15 protein-coding genes are annotated in these 19,293 nt (G+C 69.1%); 9 read left to right on the forward strand and 6 right to left on the reverse strand.

Features of this window, described 5'->3' with window-relative positions; all coding sequences use genetic code 11:
- Positions 1–4 precede the first annotated feature (4 nt).
- Positions 5–550, reverse strand: a complete 546-nt coding sequence (locus ASF30_RS00930; RefSeq protein ID WP_055900243.1) for a ribose-5-phosphate isomerase — start codon at positions 548–550, stop codon at positions 5–7.
- Between the two features lie 95 nt (positions 551–645).
- Here ASF30_RS00930 and ASF30_RS00935 point away from each other — a divergent pair, with 95 nt between their 5' ends.
- The 6 genes from ASF30_RS00935 (at position 646) to ASF30_RS00960 (ending at position 10,798) form a co-directional block, all read left to right on the forward strand.
- A complete protein-coding gene (locus ASF30_RS00935) occupies positions 646–2,130 on the forward strand; it encodes an SDR family NAD(P)-dependent oxidoreductase (RefSeq protein ID WP_055900246.1) in 1,485 nt (494 codons plus the stop codon).
- Positions 2,131–2,193: 63 nt separating this feature from the next.
- A complete protein-coding gene (gene pepN, locus ASF30_RS00940) occupies positions 2,194–4,761 on the forward strand; it encodes an aminopeptidase N (RefSeq protein ID WP_055900249.1) in 2,568 nt (855 codons plus the stop codon).
- A gap of 64 nt (positions 4,762–4,825) precedes the next feature.
- Positions 4,826–7,414, forward strand: a complete 2,589-nt coding sequence (pepN, locus tag ASF30_RS00945; RefSeq protein ID WP_055900252.1) for an aminopeptidase N — start codon at positions 4,826–4,828, stop codon at positions 7,412–7,414.
- Between the two features lie 12 nt (positions 7,415–7,426).
- A complete protein-coding gene (locus ASF30_RS00950; RefSeq protein WP_055900256.1) occupies positions 7,427–8,575 on the forward strand; it encodes a mechanosensitive ion channel family protein in 1,149 nt (382 codons plus the stop codon).
- 106 nt (positions 8,576–8,681) lie between these two features.
- A complete protein-coding gene (locus tag ASF30_RS00955) occupies positions 8,682–9,068 on the forward strand; it encodes a globin (protein ID WP_055902353.1) in 387 nt (128 codons plus the stop codon).
- 80 nt (positions 9,069–9,148) lie between these two features.
- Positions 9,149–10,798 carry an FAD-binding dehydrogenase gene (locus tag ASF30_RS00960; protein WP_055900259.1) on the forward strand — a complete coding sequence of 550 codons (1,650 nt, stop codon included), beginning with the start codon at positions 9,149–9,151 and terminating at the stop codon, positions 10,796–10,798.
- Positions 10,799–10,930: 132 nt separating this feature from the next.
- Here the strand turns inward: ASF30_RS00960 and ASF30_RS00965 are convergent, their stop codons facing one another.
- Together ASF30_RS00965 and ASF30_RS00970 are read right to left on the reverse strand one after the other, a co-directional pair.
- On the reverse strand, positions 10,931–14,440 hold the full coding sequence (locus ASF30_RS00965; protein WP_055900263.1) for a hypothetical protein: 3,510 nt from the start codon (positions 14,438–14,440) through the stop codon (positions 10,931–10,933).
- Positions 14,441–14,588: 148 nt separating this feature from the next.
- Positions 14,589–15,260, reverse strand: a complete 672-nt coding sequence (locus tag ASF30_RS00970) for a hypothetical protein (protein WP_055900266.1) — start codon at positions 15,258–15,260, stop codon at positions 14,589–14,591.
- Between the two features lie 102 nt (positions 15,261–15,362).
- Here ASF30_RS00970 and ASF30_RS00975 point away from each other — a divergent pair, with 102 nt between their 5' ends.
- Positions 15,363–16,235 (forward strand): acyl-CoA thioesterase, encoded by an 873-nt coding sequence (locus ASF30_RS00975; RefSeq protein ID WP_055900269.1) that lies wholly within the window; start codon positions 15,363–15,365, stop codon positions 16,233–16,235.
- Between the two features lie 45 nt (positions 16,236–16,280).
- Here the strand turns inward: ASF30_RS00975 and ASF30_RS00980 are convergent, their stop codons facing one another.
- Together ASF30_RS00980 and ASF30_RS00985 are read right to left on the reverse strand one after the other, a co-directional pair.
- Complete coding sequence (locus ASF30_RS00980) at positions 16,281–17,078, reverse strand: zf-HC2 domain-containing protein (protein WP_055900272.1); 798 nt, start codon at positions 17,076–17,078, stop codon at positions 16,281–16,283.
- The gene (locus tag ASF30_RS00985; protein WP_055900274.1) at positions 17,075–17,584 is read right to left on the reverse strand and encodes a sigma-70 family RNA polymerase sigma factor; all 510 of its coding nucleotides are present in this window, start codon (positions 17,582–17,584) and stop codon (positions 17,075–17,077) included. Before ASF30_RS00985 ends, ASF30_RS00980 begins: the two co-directional genes overlap by 4 nt.
- A 149-nt stretch (positions 17,585–17,733) precedes the next feature.
- Here ASF30_RS00985 and ASF30_RS00990 point away from each other — a divergent pair, with 149 nt between their 5' ends.
- Entirely contained in the window at positions 17,734–18,219 is a 486-nt protein-coding gene (locus tag ASF30_RS00990) for a QcrA and Rieske domain-containing protein (RefSeq protein ID WP_055900277.1), read from the forward strand.
- 17 nt (positions 18,220–18,236) lie between these two features.
- Positions 18,237–18,740, forward strand: a complete 504-nt coding sequence (locus tag ASF30_RS00995) for a hypothetical protein (RefSeq protein WP_055900280.1) — start codon at positions 18,237–18,239, stop codon at positions 18,738–18,740.
- Positions 18,741–18,791: 51 nt separating this feature from the next.
- On the opposite strand, the gene ASF30_RS01000 is transcribed toward ASF30_RS00995, so the two are convergent.
- Entirely contained in the window at positions 18,792–19,286 is a 495-nt protein-coding gene (locus ASF30_RS01000; RefSeq protein ID WP_055900283.1) for an acyl-CoA thioesterase, read from the reverse strand.
- Positions 19,287–19,293 lie beyond the last annotated feature (7 nt).

The raw sequence follows: 19,293 nt of genomic DNA on the forward strand, positions 1-19,293 counted from the left end.
GGCGCTACGCCTTGGCGGCGTGGGTGTCGACGTCAGCGTGGACGTCGGCCAGGGCGTCGTTCTGCGCTGACACGTACTTGCCGGCGATCACGCCCGTCTGCTCGAACTCGGCCAACTGTGCGATGCGGCGCGCGTGGCGCTCCTCGCCCGAGAACGGCTCGGCGATGAAGGCGTCGATGAAGCTCGTCGCCTCGTCGACAGTGTGCTGTCGGGCACCGATCGAGATCACATTGGCGTCGTTGTGCTGGCGTGCGAGCAGCGCCGTGCTGTGGTTCCAGACCAGGGCAGCACGGATGCCGGCCACCTTGTTGGCGGCGATCTGCTCGCCGTTGCCCGATCCGCCGAACACCACGCCGAGGGCCTCGACCCCGTCACGCTGGTCACGCGCGACGGCGATGGCCGCGTTGATGCAGAACGACGGGTAGTCGTCGAGCGCGTCGTAGCTCGTCGGCCCGTGATCGACGACGTCGTGGCCTGCGGCCGTGAGGTGGGTCGCGAGATGCTCGCTGAACTCCAGACCGGCGTGATCGGTGGCGATGTGGATGCGCATGCCATCCAGTGTATTGACGACGGATGCCGCATTTCGCCGCCGGGACGGCATCCGCCTCAGCATTCTCACGGATGTCGCCGGGATAGAATCCTCGGATGCCCTCAGACCCCTCGTCCCCTGATTCCGCGCCGCAGATCGACCCGGCCGAACTCGAGACGACCCTTCGCGTTCTCGCCGCTCTCAGCGACCTCGACGAGAACGACCCCGACTTCGACACCGTGCGCCGTGCGACGGCCAAGATGTTCAAGTCGGTCAAGGTGACGCGCCGGGCCGAGAAGCGTCGCGTCATCGCCGATGCCGATCGTCAGGTCATCGCCGCGACGGCGACGGGCGCCCCCACCCGCATCGACGACGAGACCCGCGGCGCCGACCTCGTGAGCGGAACGGATGCCCGCATCGCCGGTGAGCTTCAGGTCGCCCGGCCCTGCTACATCTGCAAGGAGCGCTACACGCTCGTCGACTCCTTCTACCACCAGCTCTGCCCGAGCTGCGCCGCGATGAGCCACGCCAAGCGCGACGCTCGCACCGATCTCACCGGCAAGCGCGCGCTGCTCACCGGCGGCCGCGCGAAGATCGGGATGTACATCGCACTGCGCCTGCTGCGCGATGGTGCCCACACCACCATCACGACGCGCTTCCCGCGGGACGCTGCTCGGCGCTTCGCCGCCATGCCCGACTCGGCCGACTGGTTGCATCGCGTGCGCATCGTCGGCATCGACCTGCGTGATCCCGCCCAGGTCATCGCCCTCGCCGACGACGTCGCCGCGCAGGGACCGCTCGACATCCTCATCAACAACGCCGCCCAGACCGTGCGTCGCTCCCCCGGTGCCTACTCGCCCCTCGTCGACGCCGAGTCGTCGCCACTGCCCGACGGCCCCCTGCCCGAGATCGTGAGCTTCGGCCACACGAACGACGCGCATCCGCTCGCCCTCGCCGACTCCGTCGCGAGCCACCCCATCCTCTCGTCCGGCCTGTTCGCTGGCACGATGACCGCCGACGACCTCACGGCTCTCGCCCTTGCGCCGGGCTCGAGCTCGCTGGCCAAGCTGGCGGACCGCACCGCCATCGACGCCGGCGGCCTCGTGCCCGACCTGCACCACACCAACAGCTGGGTCGCCAACGTGGAGGATGTCGATCCGCTGGAGATGCTCGAGGTGCAGCTGTGCAACACCACAGCACCGTTCATCCTCGTCAGCCGCCTGCGCCCGGCTCTCGCCGCCAGTGAGGCCCGTCGCACCTACATCGTCAACGTGTCGGCCATGGAGGGCGTCTTCGGTCGCGGATACAAGGGCCCCGGGCATCCGCACACCAACATGGCCAAGGCCGCGCTCAACATGCTCACCAGGACCAGCGCCAAGGAGATGCTGTCCGACGGCATCCTCATGACGAGCGTCGACACCGGCTGGATCACCGATGAGCGCCCGCACCCCACCAAGGTGCGCCTCGCCGAGGAGGGCTTCCACGCCCCGCTCGACCTCGTCGACGGCGCGGCGCGCGTCTACGACCCGATCGTGCGCGGCGAGGCCGGCGAAGACGTCACGGGAGTGTTCCTGAAGGACTACAAGCGCTCCGACTGGTGATTAGGCTGGATGTTCGGACACGATCCGACCCATCCACTCCCTCACACGCCGCAGGAGGCACCGTTGCCCGGAGAGAACCTCACCCGTCTGGAAGCCGAAGAGCGAGCCGGCATCGTCGCCGTCGACAGCTATGACGTCACCCTCGACCTGACGACGGGCGATGAGACGTTCCGCAGCGAGACCACGGTGCGCTTCACCGCCACGGCCGGGGCCTCGACCTTCATCGACGCCATCACTCGTGACGTGCACTCTGTCACCCTGAACGGAGCCTCGCTCGATCCGGCCGTCGTCAGCGACGGAGTGCGCATCCAGCTCGACGGCCTCGCAGCCGAGAACGAGCTCACCATCGTCGCCGACGCGATCTACACGAACACCGGCGAGGGCCTGCACCGCTTCGTCGACCCCGTCGACGGCGAGGTCTACCTGTACAGCCAGTTCGAGGTGCCCGACTCGCGCCGTATGTTCGCCGTGTTCGAGCAGCCCGACCTCAAGGCGACGTTCCGCTTCACCGTCACGGCCCCAGCGCACTGGGAGGTCGTGTCCAACTCCCCCACCCCCGAGCCGACCACTGTCGGCGGGTCGGATGACGCCGCCACCGCAGCGAAGACCTGGGCCTTCGAGCCCACCCACCGCATCTCGAGCTACATCACGGCACTCGTCGCCGGGCCGTACCACGTCGTTCGCAGCGAATTGACGAGTCGGGACGGCCGCAGCATCCCGCTCGGCATCTTCAGCCGCAAGAGCCTCGCCGAGTTCCTCGATGCCGACTACATCTTCGAGAAGACCCGCCAGGGCTTCGCGTACTTCGAGGAGAAGTTCGACTACGCCTACCCGTTCACCAAGTACGACCAGCTCTTCGTGCCCGAGTTCAACGCCGGCGCCATGGAGAACGCGGGCGCCGTGACCTTCACCGAGGTCTACGTGTTCCGATCGAAGGTGACCGACGCCATCAAGGAGCGTCGCGTCGTCACGATCCTGCACGAGCTGGCCCACATGTGGTTCGGCGACCTCGTCACCATGAAGTGGTGGAACGACCTCTGGCTCAACGAGTCCTTCGCCGAATGGGCGTCGACCATCGCCACGGCGGAGGCCACCGAGTGGCACGAGGCGTGGACGACGTTCAACTCCATGGAGAAGAGCTGGGCGTACCGCCAGGACCAGCTTCCGTCGACGCATCCGATCGTCGCCACGATCAACGACCTCGAGGACGTGCTGGTCAACTTCGACGGCATCACCTACGCCAAGGGCGGGTCTGTGCTCAAGCAGCTCGTCGCCTGGGTCGGCATCGACGCCTTCTTCGCCGGAGTGGCCGCGTACTTCAAGAAGCACCAGTGGGGCAACACCACCCTCGCCGACCTGCTCGCCGAGCTCGAGGTCGCGAGCGGCCGCGACCTCTCGGAGTGGGCGAAGCTCTGGCTCGAGACTGCCGGCGTGAACACCCTCCGTGCCGACATCGAGACCGACGAGTCCGGGACGATCACGGAGTTCGGCGTGCTGCAGACCGCCGTCGAGGCGTACCCGACCATCCGCCCGCACCGCCTCGCCATCGGCTTCTACTCCCTGCAGGACGAGCAGCTGGTGCGCACGCACCGGGTGGAGCTCGACGTCGACGGAGCCCGGACCGACGTCGCCGAGCTCGTCGGCCTCGCGCGCCCCGACCTCGTGCTGCTCAACGACGACGACCTCGCCTACGCGAAGATCCGCCTCGACGATGCCTCGCTGGCCGTGGCCCTCGAGCACCTGCACGCCTTCGAGAACCCGCTCGCCCGCTCGCTGGTGTGGGCATCCGTCTGGGATGCCACCCGCGACGGGGAGGTCTCCGCCAGCGACTTCGTCCGCCTCGTGCTCGGCAACATCGCATCGGAGACCGAGTCCACCACGCTGCGCATAGTGCTCGGCCAGGCCGTGCTCGCCGCCTCGGCGTACACCGACCCGAGCCACCGCCCCGAGACCGTCACTGCCCTCGCCGACACCTTCTGGTCGCTCGCGCAGCAGGCCGAGGCCGGCAGCGACGCGCAGTTCCAGTTCGTGAAGTACTTCGCGTCCATCGCCGAGTCGTCGTCGCACATCGGCGCACTGGAAGCCCTGTTCACGGGCGAGTCCAGCCTCGAGGGCCTCGACATCGACACCGACCTCGGCTGGGAGCTGCTGATCGCACTCGTCGCCGCCGGTCGGGCTGACGCGAGCGACATCGACGCCCGCCTCGCCGAGGACAACACTGCGACGGGCGCCCAGTCGGCCGCCCACGCCCGTGCCGCCATCCCGACGGCCGAGGCCAAGCAGGCCGCATGGGACTCGCTGGTCGAGGTCGACACGGCGCCGAACACGATCGTTCGCACCACCGGGCTCGGGTTCCAGCGTGCTGCCGACACCAGCCTGCTCGAGCCCTTCGTCGCCCGGTACTTCGAGATGCTCGGTCGGGTGTGGGAGCGCCGCAGCTACGCCATCGCCGAGAAGCTCGTGGACGGCCTCTACCCCGCCGGCCTGGCGAACCGCGAGCTCGTGGACGCCACCACCGCGTGGCTCGCTGCGAATCCCGAGATCCCGGCACTGCGTCGCCTCGTGATCGAGAACCTCGCCGGTGTGGAGCGCGCTCTGGCCGCCCAGGCTCGCGACGCCCTCAGCGACTGACGGCTCCCGAGCGACCGACCGACACCCCCGCTACCCACCGCTACCCACCGACGGAGGCACGCCCTTGCCCGCTGCGAACCTGACCCGCACCGAAGCCGAGGAGCGAGCCTCCGTCGTGCGCGTGCACGACTACACCGTCGCCCTCGACCTGACCCGGGGTCCCGAGGTGTTCGGCAGCGAGACCCACGTCACCTTCGACGCCGTGCCGGGAGCCTCGACCTTCATCGAGGCCTCCACCCGCGCCGTGCACGCGATCGAGCTCAACGGGGTCGCGCTGTCGAAGGACGTGAGCGATGGCACGCGCATCCGTCTCGACGGACTCCGGGCCGAGAACGTGCTGCGGGTCGTGTCGGATGCCGCCTACACGAACACCGGTGAGGGCCTGCACCGCTTCGTCGACCCCGTCGACGACGCCGTGTACCTCTACACGGAGTTCGCCGTCGCCGAGGCGAACCGGGTGTTCGCCGTGTTCGACCAGCCCGACCTCAAGGCCACCTTCCAGTTCACCATCACCGCTCCCGACGACTGGCAGGTGCTGAGCAACGCACCGACGCCGTTGCCGGATGCCGGTCTCGCCGATGGCACCGCCGTCTGGGAGTTCCCGGCCGGGCCCGTCATCTCGAGCTACATCGCCGCGATCATCGCCGGGCCGTACGCGGTGTGGCGCGACGTCGCCGAGCTTCCCGATGGCCGCAGCATCCCGCTCGGACTGTTCACCAGGGCCTCGCTGGCCCGGTACGCCGAACCCGACGTCATGTTCGAGACGGTGCGGCAGGGACTCGAGTACTACGAGCAGAGCTACGGCGTCGAGTACCCCTACGACAAGTACGACCAGATCTTCGTGCCCGAGTACAACTGGGGCGCGATGGAGAACGTCGGCGCGGTGACATTCAACGAGTCGTACCTGTTCCGGTCCAAGGTCTCGGAGCACCGCAGGCAGCAGCGGACAGTCGTCATCCTTCACGAGCTCTCGCACATGTGGTTCGGCAACTCCGTGACCATGAAGTGGTGGAACGACCTGTGGCTGAACGAGTCGTTCGCCACCTGGACGAGCACCATCGCCACGGCATCCGTCACGGAGTTCACCGACGCCTGGTCCACGTTCACATCGGTCGAGAAGACCCGCGCGGCCATGGCGGACCAGCTTCCGTCGACGCATCCGATCGTGGCGACCATCAACGACCTGCGCGACGTCGAGGTCAACTTCGACGCGATCACCTATGCCAAGGGCGCCTCGGTGCTCAAGCAGCTCGTGGCCTGGGTGGGCCTCGACGCCTTCCATGCCGGAATCGGCATGTACCTGCGCAAGCACGGCGGCGGCAATGCGACGTTGCGCGACCTGCTGGACGAGCTCGAGGTCTCGAGCGGGCGCGAGCTCACCGACTGGTCGCGGCTCTGGCTCGAGACCGCCGGCGTCAACACGCTCCGAGCCGAGTTCGACACGGATGCCGACGGTCGGTTCACGGCCTTCGCCGTCACCCAGACCGCCGCAGACGACCACCCCACGCTGCGCCCGCACCGCCTCGCCATCGGGCTCTACGACCTCGATGACGAGGGGTCCCTCGTGCGCAGGCACCGGGTGGAGATCGACGTCGACGGCGCCAGGACGGAGGTGCCCGAGCTTCTCGGCGTGAGTCGAGGCGCCCTCGTGCTCCTCAACGACGATGACCTCAGCTACGCCAAGATCCGTCTCGACGAGGACTCACTGGCCACGGCCGTCGACCACCTCTGCGACCTGCGGGATCCCGTCGCCCGCGCGCTCATCTGGGGTGCGGTCTGGGACACGACCCGCGACGGCGAGACCCCGGCTGGCGACTTCGTCCGGCTCGTGCTCGGCAACATCTCGCACGAGGACCAGTCGTCGGCCCGCGGCACGGCCCTGTCGCAGCTGGAGCTCGCCCTCGAGCGCTACATCGAGCCCGCTGCGGCCGAGCAGGTCGCCGCGGACTGCGGTGACGCACTCTGGGCGCTCACGGTGCTGGCTGACGCCGAGTCCGACGCGCAGCTGCAGTTCGTCACCAGCTTCATCCGCATCGCCTCGACGGCTCCGCACTACGACATCCTCGCCAGCCTGCTCGACGGCTCGGTCGCCCTCGAAGGCCTCACCATCGACACCGACCTGCGCTGGGAGCTCGTGATAGCCCTCTCGGCCGGTGGAGCGGCGACGGATGCCGACATCGACCACGCTCTCGCCTCGGACGACACGGCCAAGGGCCGCCAGTTCGCCGCCACGGCCCGAGCAGCCCGACCCGACCCCGAGGTCAAGCTCGCCGCCTGGACCAGGGTCGCCACCGATGCAAGCCTCTCGAACGACATGGCGCGCGCCATCGCCACGGGATGGGGCCGCTCCCGCCCGGCAGCTCTGCTCGAACCGAGCATCGAGCCGTACTTCGAGATGCTCCAGCGCCTGTGGTCGGAGCGCAGCTACACGATGGCCGAGCTGATCGTGGTCAGGCTGTTCCCGTCCGCACTCGTCACGTCGCAGCTCGCCGACGCCGCCCGTGCCTGGTTGTCGGAGAACGACGGACCGCCGGCGCTCGTCCGCCGCGTGAGCGAGCTGCTCTCGGAGCTCGACCGCGCCCTCGCGGCCCAGCTCTGCGATGCCGCTGCGCGTACAGACGACGCTCAGAAGAGCGCATCCGAGCCTCGTTAGACTGGTCGACCTATGGACTGGTGGAACGACTTCTGGGGCGCGGTCGGGGAGAACTTCTGGGACACGGCGGCCGGCAAGGCCGTCACGATCGCGATCATCGTCCTGGTGGCCTTCCTCGTGCGCTGGGTGCTGCACTTCGTCATCGACAGGGTCGTGCGCCGCGTGGTCACCGGCGCCAAGAAGGGTCAGCCCAGCGACGACACCCAGGCCATCATGGCCGCCTCGCCGCTCGCCGCGGTGCGCGTCGTGCAGCGCACCCGCACCCTGGGCTCGGTGCTGACCAACGTCGTCAACGTCACGATCTTCATCGTCGCGGTGCTGATGATCATCAACACCATCGACACGACGATCCTCGGCTCCTTCGCGCTGCTCACGGCGGCCATCGGCGCCGGCCTCGGTTTCGGTGCGCAGAACATCGTGAAGGACGGCCTGAACGGCATCTTCATGGTCATGGAGGACCAGCTCGGCGTCGGTGACATCGTCGACACCGGTCCCGCGACGGGCATCGTCGAGAACGTCGGCATCAGGGTCACCCAGATCCGCGACGTGAACGGAACCCTCTGGTTCGTGCGCAACGGCGAGATCCTTCGGGTCGGCAACATGTCGCAGGGCTGGGCCCGCGTCATCATCGACCTCGCCATCCCCTACGACGCCGACGTCGAAGCCGTCGAGAAGTCGATGCTCGACACCGCCCTCGACCTCGCCGCGACCCCGAAATGGCGCAGTCGCGTGCTCGAGAAGCCCGAGCTCTGGGGGCTGGAGTCGATCTCGGCCGACGCCGTCGTCATCCGAATCGTCATCAAGGTGCGCACGGCCGCCAAGGACGACGTGGCCCGCGAACTGCGGGTGCGGCTGAAGAAGGCGCTCGACGAGATGGGCGTGAAGCTTCCCTCGCTCAACAGCGTCGTGCTGAGCGGATTCGACGGCGCAGCGAGCATCAAGGGAGCCAAGCCCCCGCGCACCAAGCCGGTGACGACGATCCCGGTGACGAAGAACACGGCGCCGCGCCTGCCCCGCCGCCTGCGTGCGCCCAAGAAGGCGCAGGATCCGGCGCAGCCACCGTCCGCGCTGCCGCCGACCGCGGCGCCGTCGACCGAGACGCCGGCCCCGCAGCCGAAGGCGCCCCGGGCGCCGAAGCCACCTCAGAACCCGGAAGACTGACGCCATGGTCGAACCCACCCAGCCGCCCTCGACCGACGCCGTGGCATCCGTCCCTGGCGTCCCCGTCATCCCGGCGGCGGTGCACCTCCGCGACGGCGAGAACGGCGTGCCCGTCACCGAGACGTTCTACGAGCAGGTCGGCGGGCATGCCACCTTCGCGAAGCTGGTGCACGAGTTCTACGTCGGGGTCGCCGACGACCCCGTGCTCAAGCCGATGTACCCGGAGGAGGACCTCGGGCCGGCCGAGGAACGCCTCACCCTGTTCCTCGAACAGTACTGGGGCGGACCGGGCACCTACAGCGCCCACCGCGGTCACCCGCGGCTGCGGATGCGGCACCAGCCGTTCAAGGTGAACCCCGACGCCCGCGACCGTTGGCTCGCCCACATGCGACACGCCGTCGACACGCTCGCCTTGTCGCCGCTGCACGACGCGACTCTGTGGGACTATCTCGAACGCGCCGCCTTCGCCATGGTCAACACCTTCGACGACTGAGGCCGCGCACCCACGCAGCACCACCCACCCAGCACACCCTGCAGCACCACCCCTGCACCACCCTGTGACGAAGGAGCCACATGACTGAATCCGCTGACGCCATCGTGGTCGGAGCCGGCCTCGCCGGCCTGACCGCCGCTGCCGAGCTCGTGCTCGCCGGCAAGCGGGTGATCCTCGTCGAACAGGAGCCTGCCGCCTCGTTCGGCGGCCAGGCCTGGTGGTCGTTCGGAGGCCTGTTCCTGATCGACTCCCCCGAGCAGCGCCGCATGGGGGTCAAGGACTCCCGCGACCTCGCCGCCCAGGACTGGTTCGGCTCGGCCGGCTTCGACCGCGAGGAGGACGAGTGGGGCCGCCGCTGGGCCGAGGCCTACCTCGACTTCGCCGCCGGCGAGAAGCGTGCCTGGCTGCACCAGATGGGCGTGCGCTGGTTCCCCGTCGTCGGCTGGGCCGAGCGCGGCGGCTACGGCGCCGTCGGTCCCGGCAACTCGGTCCCCCGCTTCCACATCACCTGGGGCACCGGCCCGGGGGTCGTGGCGCCGTTCGCCGATCGCGTGAAGGCCGGCGAGGCCGCCGGGCTCGTTCGCATCCGTCACCGTCATCGCGTCGACGGGCTCATCGTCGAGGACGGCGCTGTCGTCGGAGTGCACGGCGCCGTCCTGGCCCCGGATGCCGCCGGCCGCGGAGCACCGAGCAACCGAGACGTCGTCGGCGAGTTCAGGTTCGAGGCCCCGGCCGTGATCGTGGCCTCCGGCGGCATCGGCGGCAACCACGACCTCGTGCGCGCTCAGTGGCCGGAGCGCCTCGGCGAACCGCCGGCGACGATGCTCTCCGGCGTGCCAGCCCACGTCGACGGGCGCATGCTGGGCATCACCGAAGAAGCCGGCGCCAGGCTCGTCAACGGCGACCGCATGTGGCACTACACCGAGGGCATCACGAACTTCGCGCCGATCTGGGACAAGCACGGCATCCGCATCCTCCCCGGTCCGTCGTCGCTGTGGTTCGATGCCGAGGGCAAGCGGCTGCCCGGCCCGTTGTTCCCGGGATTCGACACCCTCGGCACCCTCGAGCACATCGTGGCGACGGGGCACGACTACAGCTGGTTCGTGCTCACCCAGAAGATCATCGAGAAGGAGTTCGCCCTCTCGGGAAGCGAGCAGAATCCCGACCTCACCGGCAAGGACCTGAAGCTGCTCGCCCAGCGGGTCAAGTCCGGCGCCCCCGGGCCCGTCGAGGCGTTCAAGGAGAAGGGCGTCGACTTCGTGGTCGCCGACACCCTGCCCGAGCTGTTCGTCGGCATGAAGAAGCTGTCTCCGGATGTCGACCTCGACGTCGAGGGGATCGAGCGCGAGATCGTGGCCCGCGACAGGGAACTCGACAACGAGTTCTCCAAGGATGCCCAGGTGAATGCGCTGCGGAGCGCCCGCAAGTACCGCGGCGACAAACTCATCAGGGTCGCCAGCCCGCACCGCATCCTCGATCCGGCTGCGGGTCCGCTCATCGCGGTGAAGCTGCACATCCTCACGCGCAAGAGCCTGGGCGGCATCCAGACCAACCTCGACGGCCAGGCCCTCGCTGCCGACGGCACACCCATCACCGGGCTGTACGCGGCCGGAGAGGCGAGCGGCTTCGGCGGCGGAGGCGTGCACGGCTACAGGGCGCTCGAGGGCACCTTCCTCGGCGGCTGCCTCTTCACCGGCCGCCAGGCGGGTCGTGCTGTAGCCCGGCTCTAGCTCTGCAGCGGCCGAATCCAGCCGGTCATCGCGGGAGCATGACCGTCGCAGCGATCGACGGGAGCAGGCCGAGCCGGCCTGTTCCCGTCGATCCGTTCCGCCCCGGATAGCGGTGCCTGCTCCACGGTCGCGTCAGCTCTCGATGCGGAACGGGTCACTCGTGCACGGCGCCTTGTCGACCTGGCCGAGGTAGTGCGCCGTCGCCACCCAGCCCAGCATCCGTTCGCCCTGTTCCATCAGCTCGCGCAGCGAGACCCGGAACGACCCGTTCTTGACGACTCCCGTCACCGACACCTCCTTCTCGGCGGCACCCTCCTCGGGCACGACGGTGACGAGGATCGGTCCGTCGACGGGTTCACCGGTGTCGACGGTCTCGACCCGGCCGAAGGCCACACCGTCGCCCGCGAAGAACTCGGTCACCCGCGTCGCCCGACCCGAGATCGTCACGATGTGGGCGCCTCCCAGCACCTCGCCGTGGCAGGACTCGCGGGAGTCGGCGATGCCGGTGATGTTGAGGTGGCTGGGGTGGCGGTACGGCTCGAACTCCTGGAACTTCTTCTGGTAGTCGCGCAGATTCGGGTCGCCGATCACCGACTCGGTGAGGATGGTGATGTTGGCCTCCTCCCCCGGGTCGAGCTCCACCCACTCGGCACCGAGGTAGACCCTCACGAACGGACTGGTCTGGCGCACCGAGGTGTAGATGCGCGCCCGCTTGGGCTGCGGATTGCGCACAGTCAACACCTGACCCTCGCGGGTGGACGGCGACGCGCTGCTCGAGATGACCACGTTGTAGTTGGACTGCGCCTCGTTGTTGGCCGGCGTGACCTCCTTGAGATTGGGGATCACCGGATCCGCGTATTCGGCGATGCGCGCGACCACGCAGAAGTGGCCGGTGAAGGTGATGCCGAGGTTTCCCAGGATCGGCAGCACGGGCGGCGTCCAGGTGCTCGGCGCCGTGAAGACCACGTCGGTGTCGTGCACCACGTCTCGCACGTCCCGGCCGAGGAAGTGCTCGGTGCCCTCGGAGAATGTGAAGTCCTTCCAGAAGAAGTCGACCGCGACGCCCGTGGCATCGACGTCACCGGGATTCCGCACTGTGGCCTCGATGCTGTTCGGATGCCCCGCCCACGGCACGTTGCGGAACGCCGCGTTGGCCGCCGACCGCGAGTTCTTCACCTCGATGTCCTGACTCTGCCAGTTCGTCGAGGCCGCCCACGGACGGATCTGCGGATCCGGCTTCTGGTCGCCGTAGACGATGTGAATGCGGGCGAAGTCGGCGGCGGTCTGCAGCACCGTCATCTTCAAATCGTTCGGGTACTCCGGACTCGTCGTGTCGGTCTCCCTGTAGTCATCCCCCTGCTGGAACTCGCCGTCGTCATTGTCACTGTCGTCGGCGATGAGCAGCAGGTTCCGTCGGGTCGCGGGAGCGACGTCGCCCGAGATGAACTCGGTTCCGAGCACGGTGTTCGTGGCGGGCAGGTCCTGGTCGCTCTCGATGGCGGACTGTTCGCGTCGGTACTCGAAGTACGCGTTCGTCCCGTCGCCCTTCCGGATCTCGACGGCACTCACCCGGCCGGCTGGTGGCGCGCCGAGTTCGAGGGCGTGGAGCTCGATGTCCTCGTCGATGGGACCGAGGGTCGCGAAGCTCAGGGCGCGCACCCACTCCGGCCGCACCCATCCGAGCAGCATCTTCTCGACCGCCGTCGGCTCCGGGAACTCCTGCTCGAAGTTCATCAGTGTCCACGACTGGCCGACGGTGTTGTCTCCGACCTCGCGATCGTGCGCATCGACCGAGTCGGCCGTGCGGGCGTACTCGTCGGGGAGGCCGATGTTGTGCGTGAGTTCGTGCGTCACGGTCTCACGGAACTCGCGGACGTCACGCGCCGCCCAATCGTCGGGCATCGACAGCACCTGGATCGTGCGCATCACGGGGATCTCGATCTGGGCGAACAGCAGCTGGATGGCGGTGGCGTCGACCTGGAACGACTTCTGGAAGCCGCCGGGCCGCGACGCGAAGGGCCAGTGGAAGCGCTCGACGATCCCATTCGCCGGATCCGCCGCGATCGACCGCACCACGATGATGACGGAGTCGACGGTGGTGAGGTCGACGAGCGGCGGTTGCCCCGCTGCCGCCAGGTCGCGATTCTGCCGGTACACCTCTGCGATCGCGGCCTGGGAGAACGTACCCAGGTCGCTCGTGTCCCCAGATCCGCCAACTGTGGTGGCGTAGCTCGTCCACGGCGACGGCAGCCTGACCGGTCCGACGATGCCCGCGTTCGCGATGTCGTAGGCGCCATACGACACCCGCTGGAAATAGGCACGGGCGGATTCGGTGACGCCGCTCTCGACGGTGCCCGTGAACACCTCGGCGTCGAGGGTCGCACGCAGGGTGGCAGCATCCGCCGCCCCGAGAGCCGGGCAGTCGCTGGTCTCCACGACCACGACGGCGACGTTGCGCGTGCCGACGGTCTTGTGCACGTCGATGTTCTGCGGAACGAACGGATCGCCGCCACCCCAAGTGCCGTCGGGCTGCTGGTCGTTCACCGCGCCGAAGTAGGCGACGGGCGGTCCCTGCGTGCCGGTCCACGCGTCGGTGACGGTGAAGGGCTCCTTCGCGACGGCCTGGCCGATCGGATCGAGGGCGAGGAGGGCGAAGTCGCCGGTGATGCCTCCACTGGCGAGCAGGATGCTCGGCTTCGACGGGTCATCCGATGCGTCCTGCGACGGCGACACGAGTCCTCCAGCCGGAGGGTCGGTCACGAAGGTGAGATCGGTGAACGGGATGGAGCCGTCCAGCTCGACGGCGATGCGACGCCAGCTGCTCACGTGCAGGGGGTCGGCACCGATGACCAGTTTCACGGGCGGGACCGCCACAGGCTGTTCGACGAAGCGCACGAGGTGGCTGCCCTCTGCGATCAGGACGGAGCCGTCGGCTGCGGGGACGGCGCCCCACAGCCTGTCCAGGCTGTCGACGACGACAGTGGCCGGCGCGACGGGGACACCGCCGACGACGGCGACCGAGAGCAGCCGACCGGCCCCATCGGCGACCACCAGTTCGTCGTGGGCTGCCGAGCGGAAGGCGATCGATGTGACGCTGCCGACGGTCCCGGCGAGGCCGACGGGAGTCACGATGCCCGTCGCACGTTCGATGGAGAGCAGGTCGGTGGAGGCACTGCTGGCCGCGACGATGATACGACCTGATGCCGGGTCGTCGGCGATACCGACAGGAGTCGCGAGGCCGCTGGTCACCGGCGTGACGGCGGCGGTGTCGAGGTCGACGTCGATGACGCGGGCGGCAGGGCGGCCGAGGCCGACCACGACGGCGCGCGAACCCTGCGCCACATCGATGGTCGTGATCCCGGCCGCGCTGACCAGGTCGCTGACGACCGGCGTCGGTGCGTCGAATGCGATGGAGACGAGGCCGCGGCCGACGACGCCGGCGAGCACTGCACCGCCGTCAGGGTGCGGCACGAGGGCGCGAACCCGGCCACCGAGGGCGAGAACCGTCGTCGGGGCCGCCGAGCCGGTCGAGCCAGGTGGGTAGACCCTGATGCCGCCGGAGGTGCCGACGACGATCCTGCCGTCGGCGAGCACGGACAGGGACCGGCCGAGGGGAAGGGAGGTGAGGGTTTCGGTGAGCATCGGATGCCTTCCGTCGCCGCCGCGCGGGGCGGATGCGAAGCACCGTACGTCCGCCTCGTCGGCGGCCGCATCCGGGGTGCCCCCATCACAAGCCGAGCCAGCCATGAACTCGTGGTGCCCGAACGGCCCACGAGTCGCGCTCAGGCGCTCAGCTCTTGAGCGACCAGGCCTTCCGACGGATGAGCACGTGGCCGCGCTTGGAGGTCAGGCGCGTCCACGGCCCGGTCTCGAAGACGTTCACGGGATCGTCGGCGTGCAGGAACCCGAGGCTGAGCGCGGCGAAGGCGGCACCGGCAGGAACATGCTCCAGCCCGTCGATCGGTCGACCCCACACCTCGGCACGAGCCCGGGTCACCAGCTGCTCGCCCGTTCCCGTCGGCACGGCATCGGCGATCTCGGCGATGCCGGCGTGCGCCGCGAGTTCGAGGTGAACGGCATCCGTCGACCCCTGAGCATGCCAGCCACCGCGAGGCGGCGAGATGCCGGCCCAGGTGACGCTGCCGACCTCGTGGGGCAGGCCGATCTCAGCGGGCCCATCGCCGCCGTTGCTCTCGGCCCGCGCCAGGCGGTCGAGCAGCGATCGGCTCGGCACGACGGCGTCGAACGAGCCCGCATCCGCAAGCGCGAAGGTGCGCAGGCCGAGGACCGTGGGCGTCTCGTCGAGGAGACCGCGGGGGTAGAGGATCGCCGTGTACACGGCGAGAACGCCCGAGCCCGCGATCAGGCGCACCGAGCCGTCCTCGACACGCGAGGCACGGGACAGGTAGGTGGTGAGATCGCCCACACTGGGACGATCGGTAAGGAGGAATGACTGGCTCATCTGCCCTCTAAACTACCGGAGGGACGGGCCGGGACTCGCATCGGTCGGCCCCCACTCCGCGCGACATCGACACGCGGTCGGCCAGATGAACACGAGGTGGAAATGACGAACCCCATCGACGGCCTGCTGGCCACCCTCGACCTCGTGGACACCGGGGCACGCACCGACGAGGACATCTTCACGGGTCCGAGCCAGTGGATGCCGCACGGCAGGGTCTTCGGCGGCCAGGTGCTCGCCCAGTCCGTCGTGGCCGCCAGCCGTACCGTGCCCGCCGAGCGTGCCATCCACTCCATGCACGGCTACTTCCTGCGCCCGGGCGACGTGAACCTGCCGATCACCTTCTCGGTCGACCGCATCCACGACGGCAGGTCCTTCTCCACCCGGCGGACGCAGGCGTACCAGAACGGCGTTCCGATCCTCTCGATGATCGCGTCGTTCCAGGATCCGGATGGTGGAGTCGACCACCAGATCGAGATGCCGAGCGACATCCCCGCCGCCGAATCGCTGCCGACGACGGCCGACCTGCTCGGTCACATCGACCACGACGTGGCGCGCTACTGGTCGACGGAACGTGCGTTCGACGTGCGGCACGTCGAGTCGCCGATCTTCCTCTCGGTCGACGGTGAGCGCGTGGCCCACCAGGCCGTCTGGATGAAGGCGGCGGGCACCCTGCCCGACGACGACACCCTGCACCGCGCCGCGCTGGCCTACGCCACGGACTACTCCATCCTCGAGTCGCCGATGCGCCGGCACGGCATCCCGTGGGCGACGAGGGGCCTGAAGGTGGCCAGCCTCGACCACGCCATGTGGTGGCACCGCTCGGGCCGGGTCGACGAGTGGCTGCTTTACGTGCAGGACTCCCCCAGCGCCTCAGGCGGTCGCGGCCTGGCGCGCGGGAGCATCTTCACCGCCGACGGCGTGCTGCTCGCCAGCGTCGCCCAGGAGGGCATGATCCGGGTTCCCGACGCCCGCTGAGTCAGCGGTCTCCGTCATCTCCGCGGGCAGCAGCCCGGCGACCCGTCAGTGCTCGAGCTCGGCCCAGAGGAGCACGTCGTCGGAGCCGATGGAGCGGATGTCGACAGTAGAGATCTGGTCCATCGGCACGTCGGTCGATCCGTCGGCTCGCACGTCGGTTCCGGGCGTTGCCGTCCAACTCGACACCAGACGCGCGTCGCCGGCGCTGTCCGTCACGTAGAGGCCATAGCGATCCGATGCCGTCGACTCGCCCTGCCCGTCATCATCGCCCGACGTGGAGCCGGATCCGTAGCGCCCGCCGCCGTCCCCCGCTCCGCCCTGGCCATACCGACAGTGCGTCGAGAACGCCGTGCCCCAGGACTTTCCGACCACCCGCACATCGGCTGTCAACGCGGTCTGGCCCGTGCTGTCGAGGTGCAGCGTCTCCGCTCGCGCAGCCGGTGGCGCCACGCCGCCGATCGACAGCACGAGTGCTGTCATCAGCGCTGCCAGTCCGAGCACGGCTCCAGCGACGAGTGGGCCGCGACGACGCCCCCGACGGCGAGTGGTCGGGGGTCTTGATGCCGGACGGGCGGCAGACCGGACGGGTCGCGCAGCGTGGGGTTCGGCATGGGGAGACGCACCCGGCTCAGGGGGCGTCGACTCGACGTCGACGGCATCCAAGACCTCCTCGAGCGAGACCCGCGCGAGAAGTCCGGGCATCGCGGCGACCTCGGCCAGCGCCGCGGTGCAGCGCGAGCAGCTCGCCAGATGATCCTCGTAGTCGAGCCGCTCGCGCGGGCTCAGGGCACCGAGGACGTAAGCGGCATCCCAGTCGGAGAACGCATCTGTGCTGGTACTCATCGTCCTGTCACCCCGCGTTCCTGGAGGGCGAGACGCAGGGCCCGCAGGGCATAGTGCAGTCGCGACTTGACCGTTCCGCTCGGAACGTCGAGCTCCTGCGCCGCCTCAGCTACCGAGCGACCGCCGAAGTAGACGGTCACGAGCACGGCGCGATGGTCACGGCTGAGCTCGCCGATGGCATCGGCGATCAGCCAGCGGTCGAGAGCGGCATCCGTCGCATCGGCCTGGACCACCTCGGGCAGCTCGTCGACCGCGAACTCCTGCTGCGCCCTGGCACTCCTCCTGTCGTCGATGACGAGGTTGCGCGTCACCGTGAAGAGCCAGGCCCTGGCCGAGCCCTCCGACTGGTCGAGGATCTCGGGCCGCCGCCAGGCACGCAGCATCACCTCCTGCACGATGTCGTCGGCGAGGGCCCTGTCGCCGGTCAGCCGAACGACGTATCGCCAGAGAGCGGGCGCGTGCTCGTCCTGGATGACGCGCAGAGCCTCGGCTCGGTCATCGCTCACGAGAGCACCTCCATCGTTAACACGATCGGCGTGCTCCAACGGTTCACCCTGAGCGGATGATCGTCCATGCTGAACCTTTCGCGGCCCCGCACCGTGTTTCCAGTAGAACTGCAAAGCTACTCCCGCCACCATCGAGAGGATCGCATCTCATGACAGAGCAGAAGATCATCACGCGACGCGCAGTACTCAGCCTGAGCGGTGCCGGCGCCACGGCTGTCGTTCTCGCGGCGTGCAGCCCCGGAACCGACACCGGTTCACCGTCGGGAGGGGCGTCGACGGATGCCGCGAGTCCGGCCACGTCGTCCGAGGCTCCCCCGGCCTCCGGGGGTGCGGCATCCGGCACCGAGGTCGCCAAGCTCGCCGACATCCCCGTCGGCGGGTCGATCGACGCGAAGCTCGGATCCGACCCCATCGTCCTCGCCCAGCCGACAGCGGGAGAGGTCGTCGGTTTCAGCGCCATCTGCACGCATCAGCAGTGCGTGGTGGCGGCGGCGAAGACCGAGTACGACTGCCCGTGCCACCAGTCCCGTTTCGACGCTGCCACGGGTGAGCCCTTCGCCGGCAGCAAGGCGTTGACCGGGCTCGCGAAGCTCACCATCACCGTCGACGGCGACGCCGTGCTGGCCTCGGCCTGAGCCGGCCGCCGAACCTCATGGACTACTCGTTCAACGGCCTGCCACTGCACATCCTGATCGTGCACGCCGTGGTGATCGTGATGCCCGTCGCGGCCGTGGTGGTGCTCCTGGCCACTGTGTGGCCCCGGGCACGCCGCTGGTTCGGCCTCGTCACTCCCATCCTCGGCATCGTCGCGGCCATCCTCGTCTACGTGGCGAAAGAGGCCGGCGAGTGGCTCGAGGCCAGGCTCCCCGACTCCCCGCTCATCCAGAAGCACGCCGACCTCGGCGGCACCCTGCTTCCGTGGGCCATCGCGCTCGCCGTACTCTCCGTGGTCGTCTACGTCTGGTACCGGTTCATCGAGCGACGGCCGGCAGACGAATCGCCGTCGGCGCTGGTGCGACGCGTCGTCGCGGTAGTCCTCGCGGTCGCGGCCGTCGTCGTCGTGCCTGCCGGGATCGTGACGACCGTCATCATCGGCGAGTCGGGCTCGCGTGCGGTCTGGGACGGCTCGTTCAGCGACACCCCGCTCGACGAGTGAGCGGCGCCGGTCGCTGAGTGAGCGACACCGGCCGTTGAGGACCGGAACCGCTCAGCGGGCCGGGTTGCGCTTGGTGAACGTCACGGGCTCATCGAGGAACGGCGTCCACGAGGCACGCTCGTGATCGCTGATGCGTCGCGGGCGACCGGATGCCGCATCCACCAGCACGATCGTCGTCGCCGCCCGGGCGTAGAGCACCCTCGGCTCGACCCCGATCGGGGATCGCACCTCGTAGCAGACCTCGAGGCTGGCCCCGCCCATGCGCCCGATCCACAGCTGCACGTGGAGCGGCAGTCGCTGGTACGGGACCTGGGCGAGGTACTCGACCTCCTGGCGCGCGATGATCGTCAGCGTCGAGGAGCCCGGGCGGCCGTCGAGCACGGCCGTCGAGGCGCCGACGGCGTTCTCGCCGTCGACGACCTCGTCAGTCTCCCAGAACGCCTGGATGCGCGCCTCCTCCAGGAGGCGCAGCATCGAGGCGTTGTTGACGTGCGCGTAGGCGTCGAGGTCGCTCCAGCGCAGCCGGATCGGGACATCGAGCCTCACGAGTGAC

It is taken from the genome of Leifsonia sp. Leaf264, assembly GCF_001422325.1.
GTDB lineage: Bacteria > Actinomycetota > Actinomycetes > Actinomycetales > Microbacteriaceae > Orlajensenia.

Coding starts and splice junctions, on each gene's coding strand:
- ASF30_RS00995 (WP_055900280.1), top strand. CDS start 18,237: ATGGACTACTCGTTCAACGGCCTGCCACTGCACATCCTGATCGTGCAC.
- ASF30_RS00950 (WP_055900256.1), top strand. CDS start 7,427: ATGGACTGGTGGAACGACTTCTGGGGCGCGGTCGGGGAGAACTTCTGG.
- ASF30_RS00935 (WP_055900246.1), top strand. CDS start 646: ATGCCCTCAGACCCCTCGTCCCCTGATTCCGCGCCGCAGATCGACCCG.
- ASF30_RS00960 (WP_055900259.1), top strand. CDS start 9,149: ATGACTGAATCCGCTGACGCCATCGTGGTCGGAGCCGGCCTCGCCGGC.
- ASF30_RS00980 (WP_055900272.1), bottom strand. CDS start 17,078: ATGAGTACCAGCACAGATGCGTTCTCCGACTGGGATGCCGCTTACGTC.
- ASF30_RS00930 (WP_055900243.1), bottom strand. CDS start 550: ATGCGCATCCACATCGCCACCGATCACGCCGGTCTGGAGTTCAGCGAG.
- ASF30_RS00975 (WP_055900269.1), top strand. CDS start 15,363: ATGACGAACCCCATCGACGGCCTGCTGGCCACCCTCGACCTCGTGGAC.
- ASF30_RS00990 (WP_055900277.1), top strand. CDS start 17,734: ATGACAGAGCAGAAGATCATCACGCGACGCGCAGTACTCAGCCTGAGC.
- ASF30_RS00965 (WP_055900263.1), bottom strand. CDS start 14,440: ATGCTCACCGAAACCCTCACCTCCCTTCCCCTCGGCCGGTCCCTGTCC.
- ASF30_RS00970 (WP_055900266.1), bottom strand. CDS start 15,260: ATGAGCCAGTCATTCCTCCTTACCGATCGTCCCAGTGTGGGCGATCTC.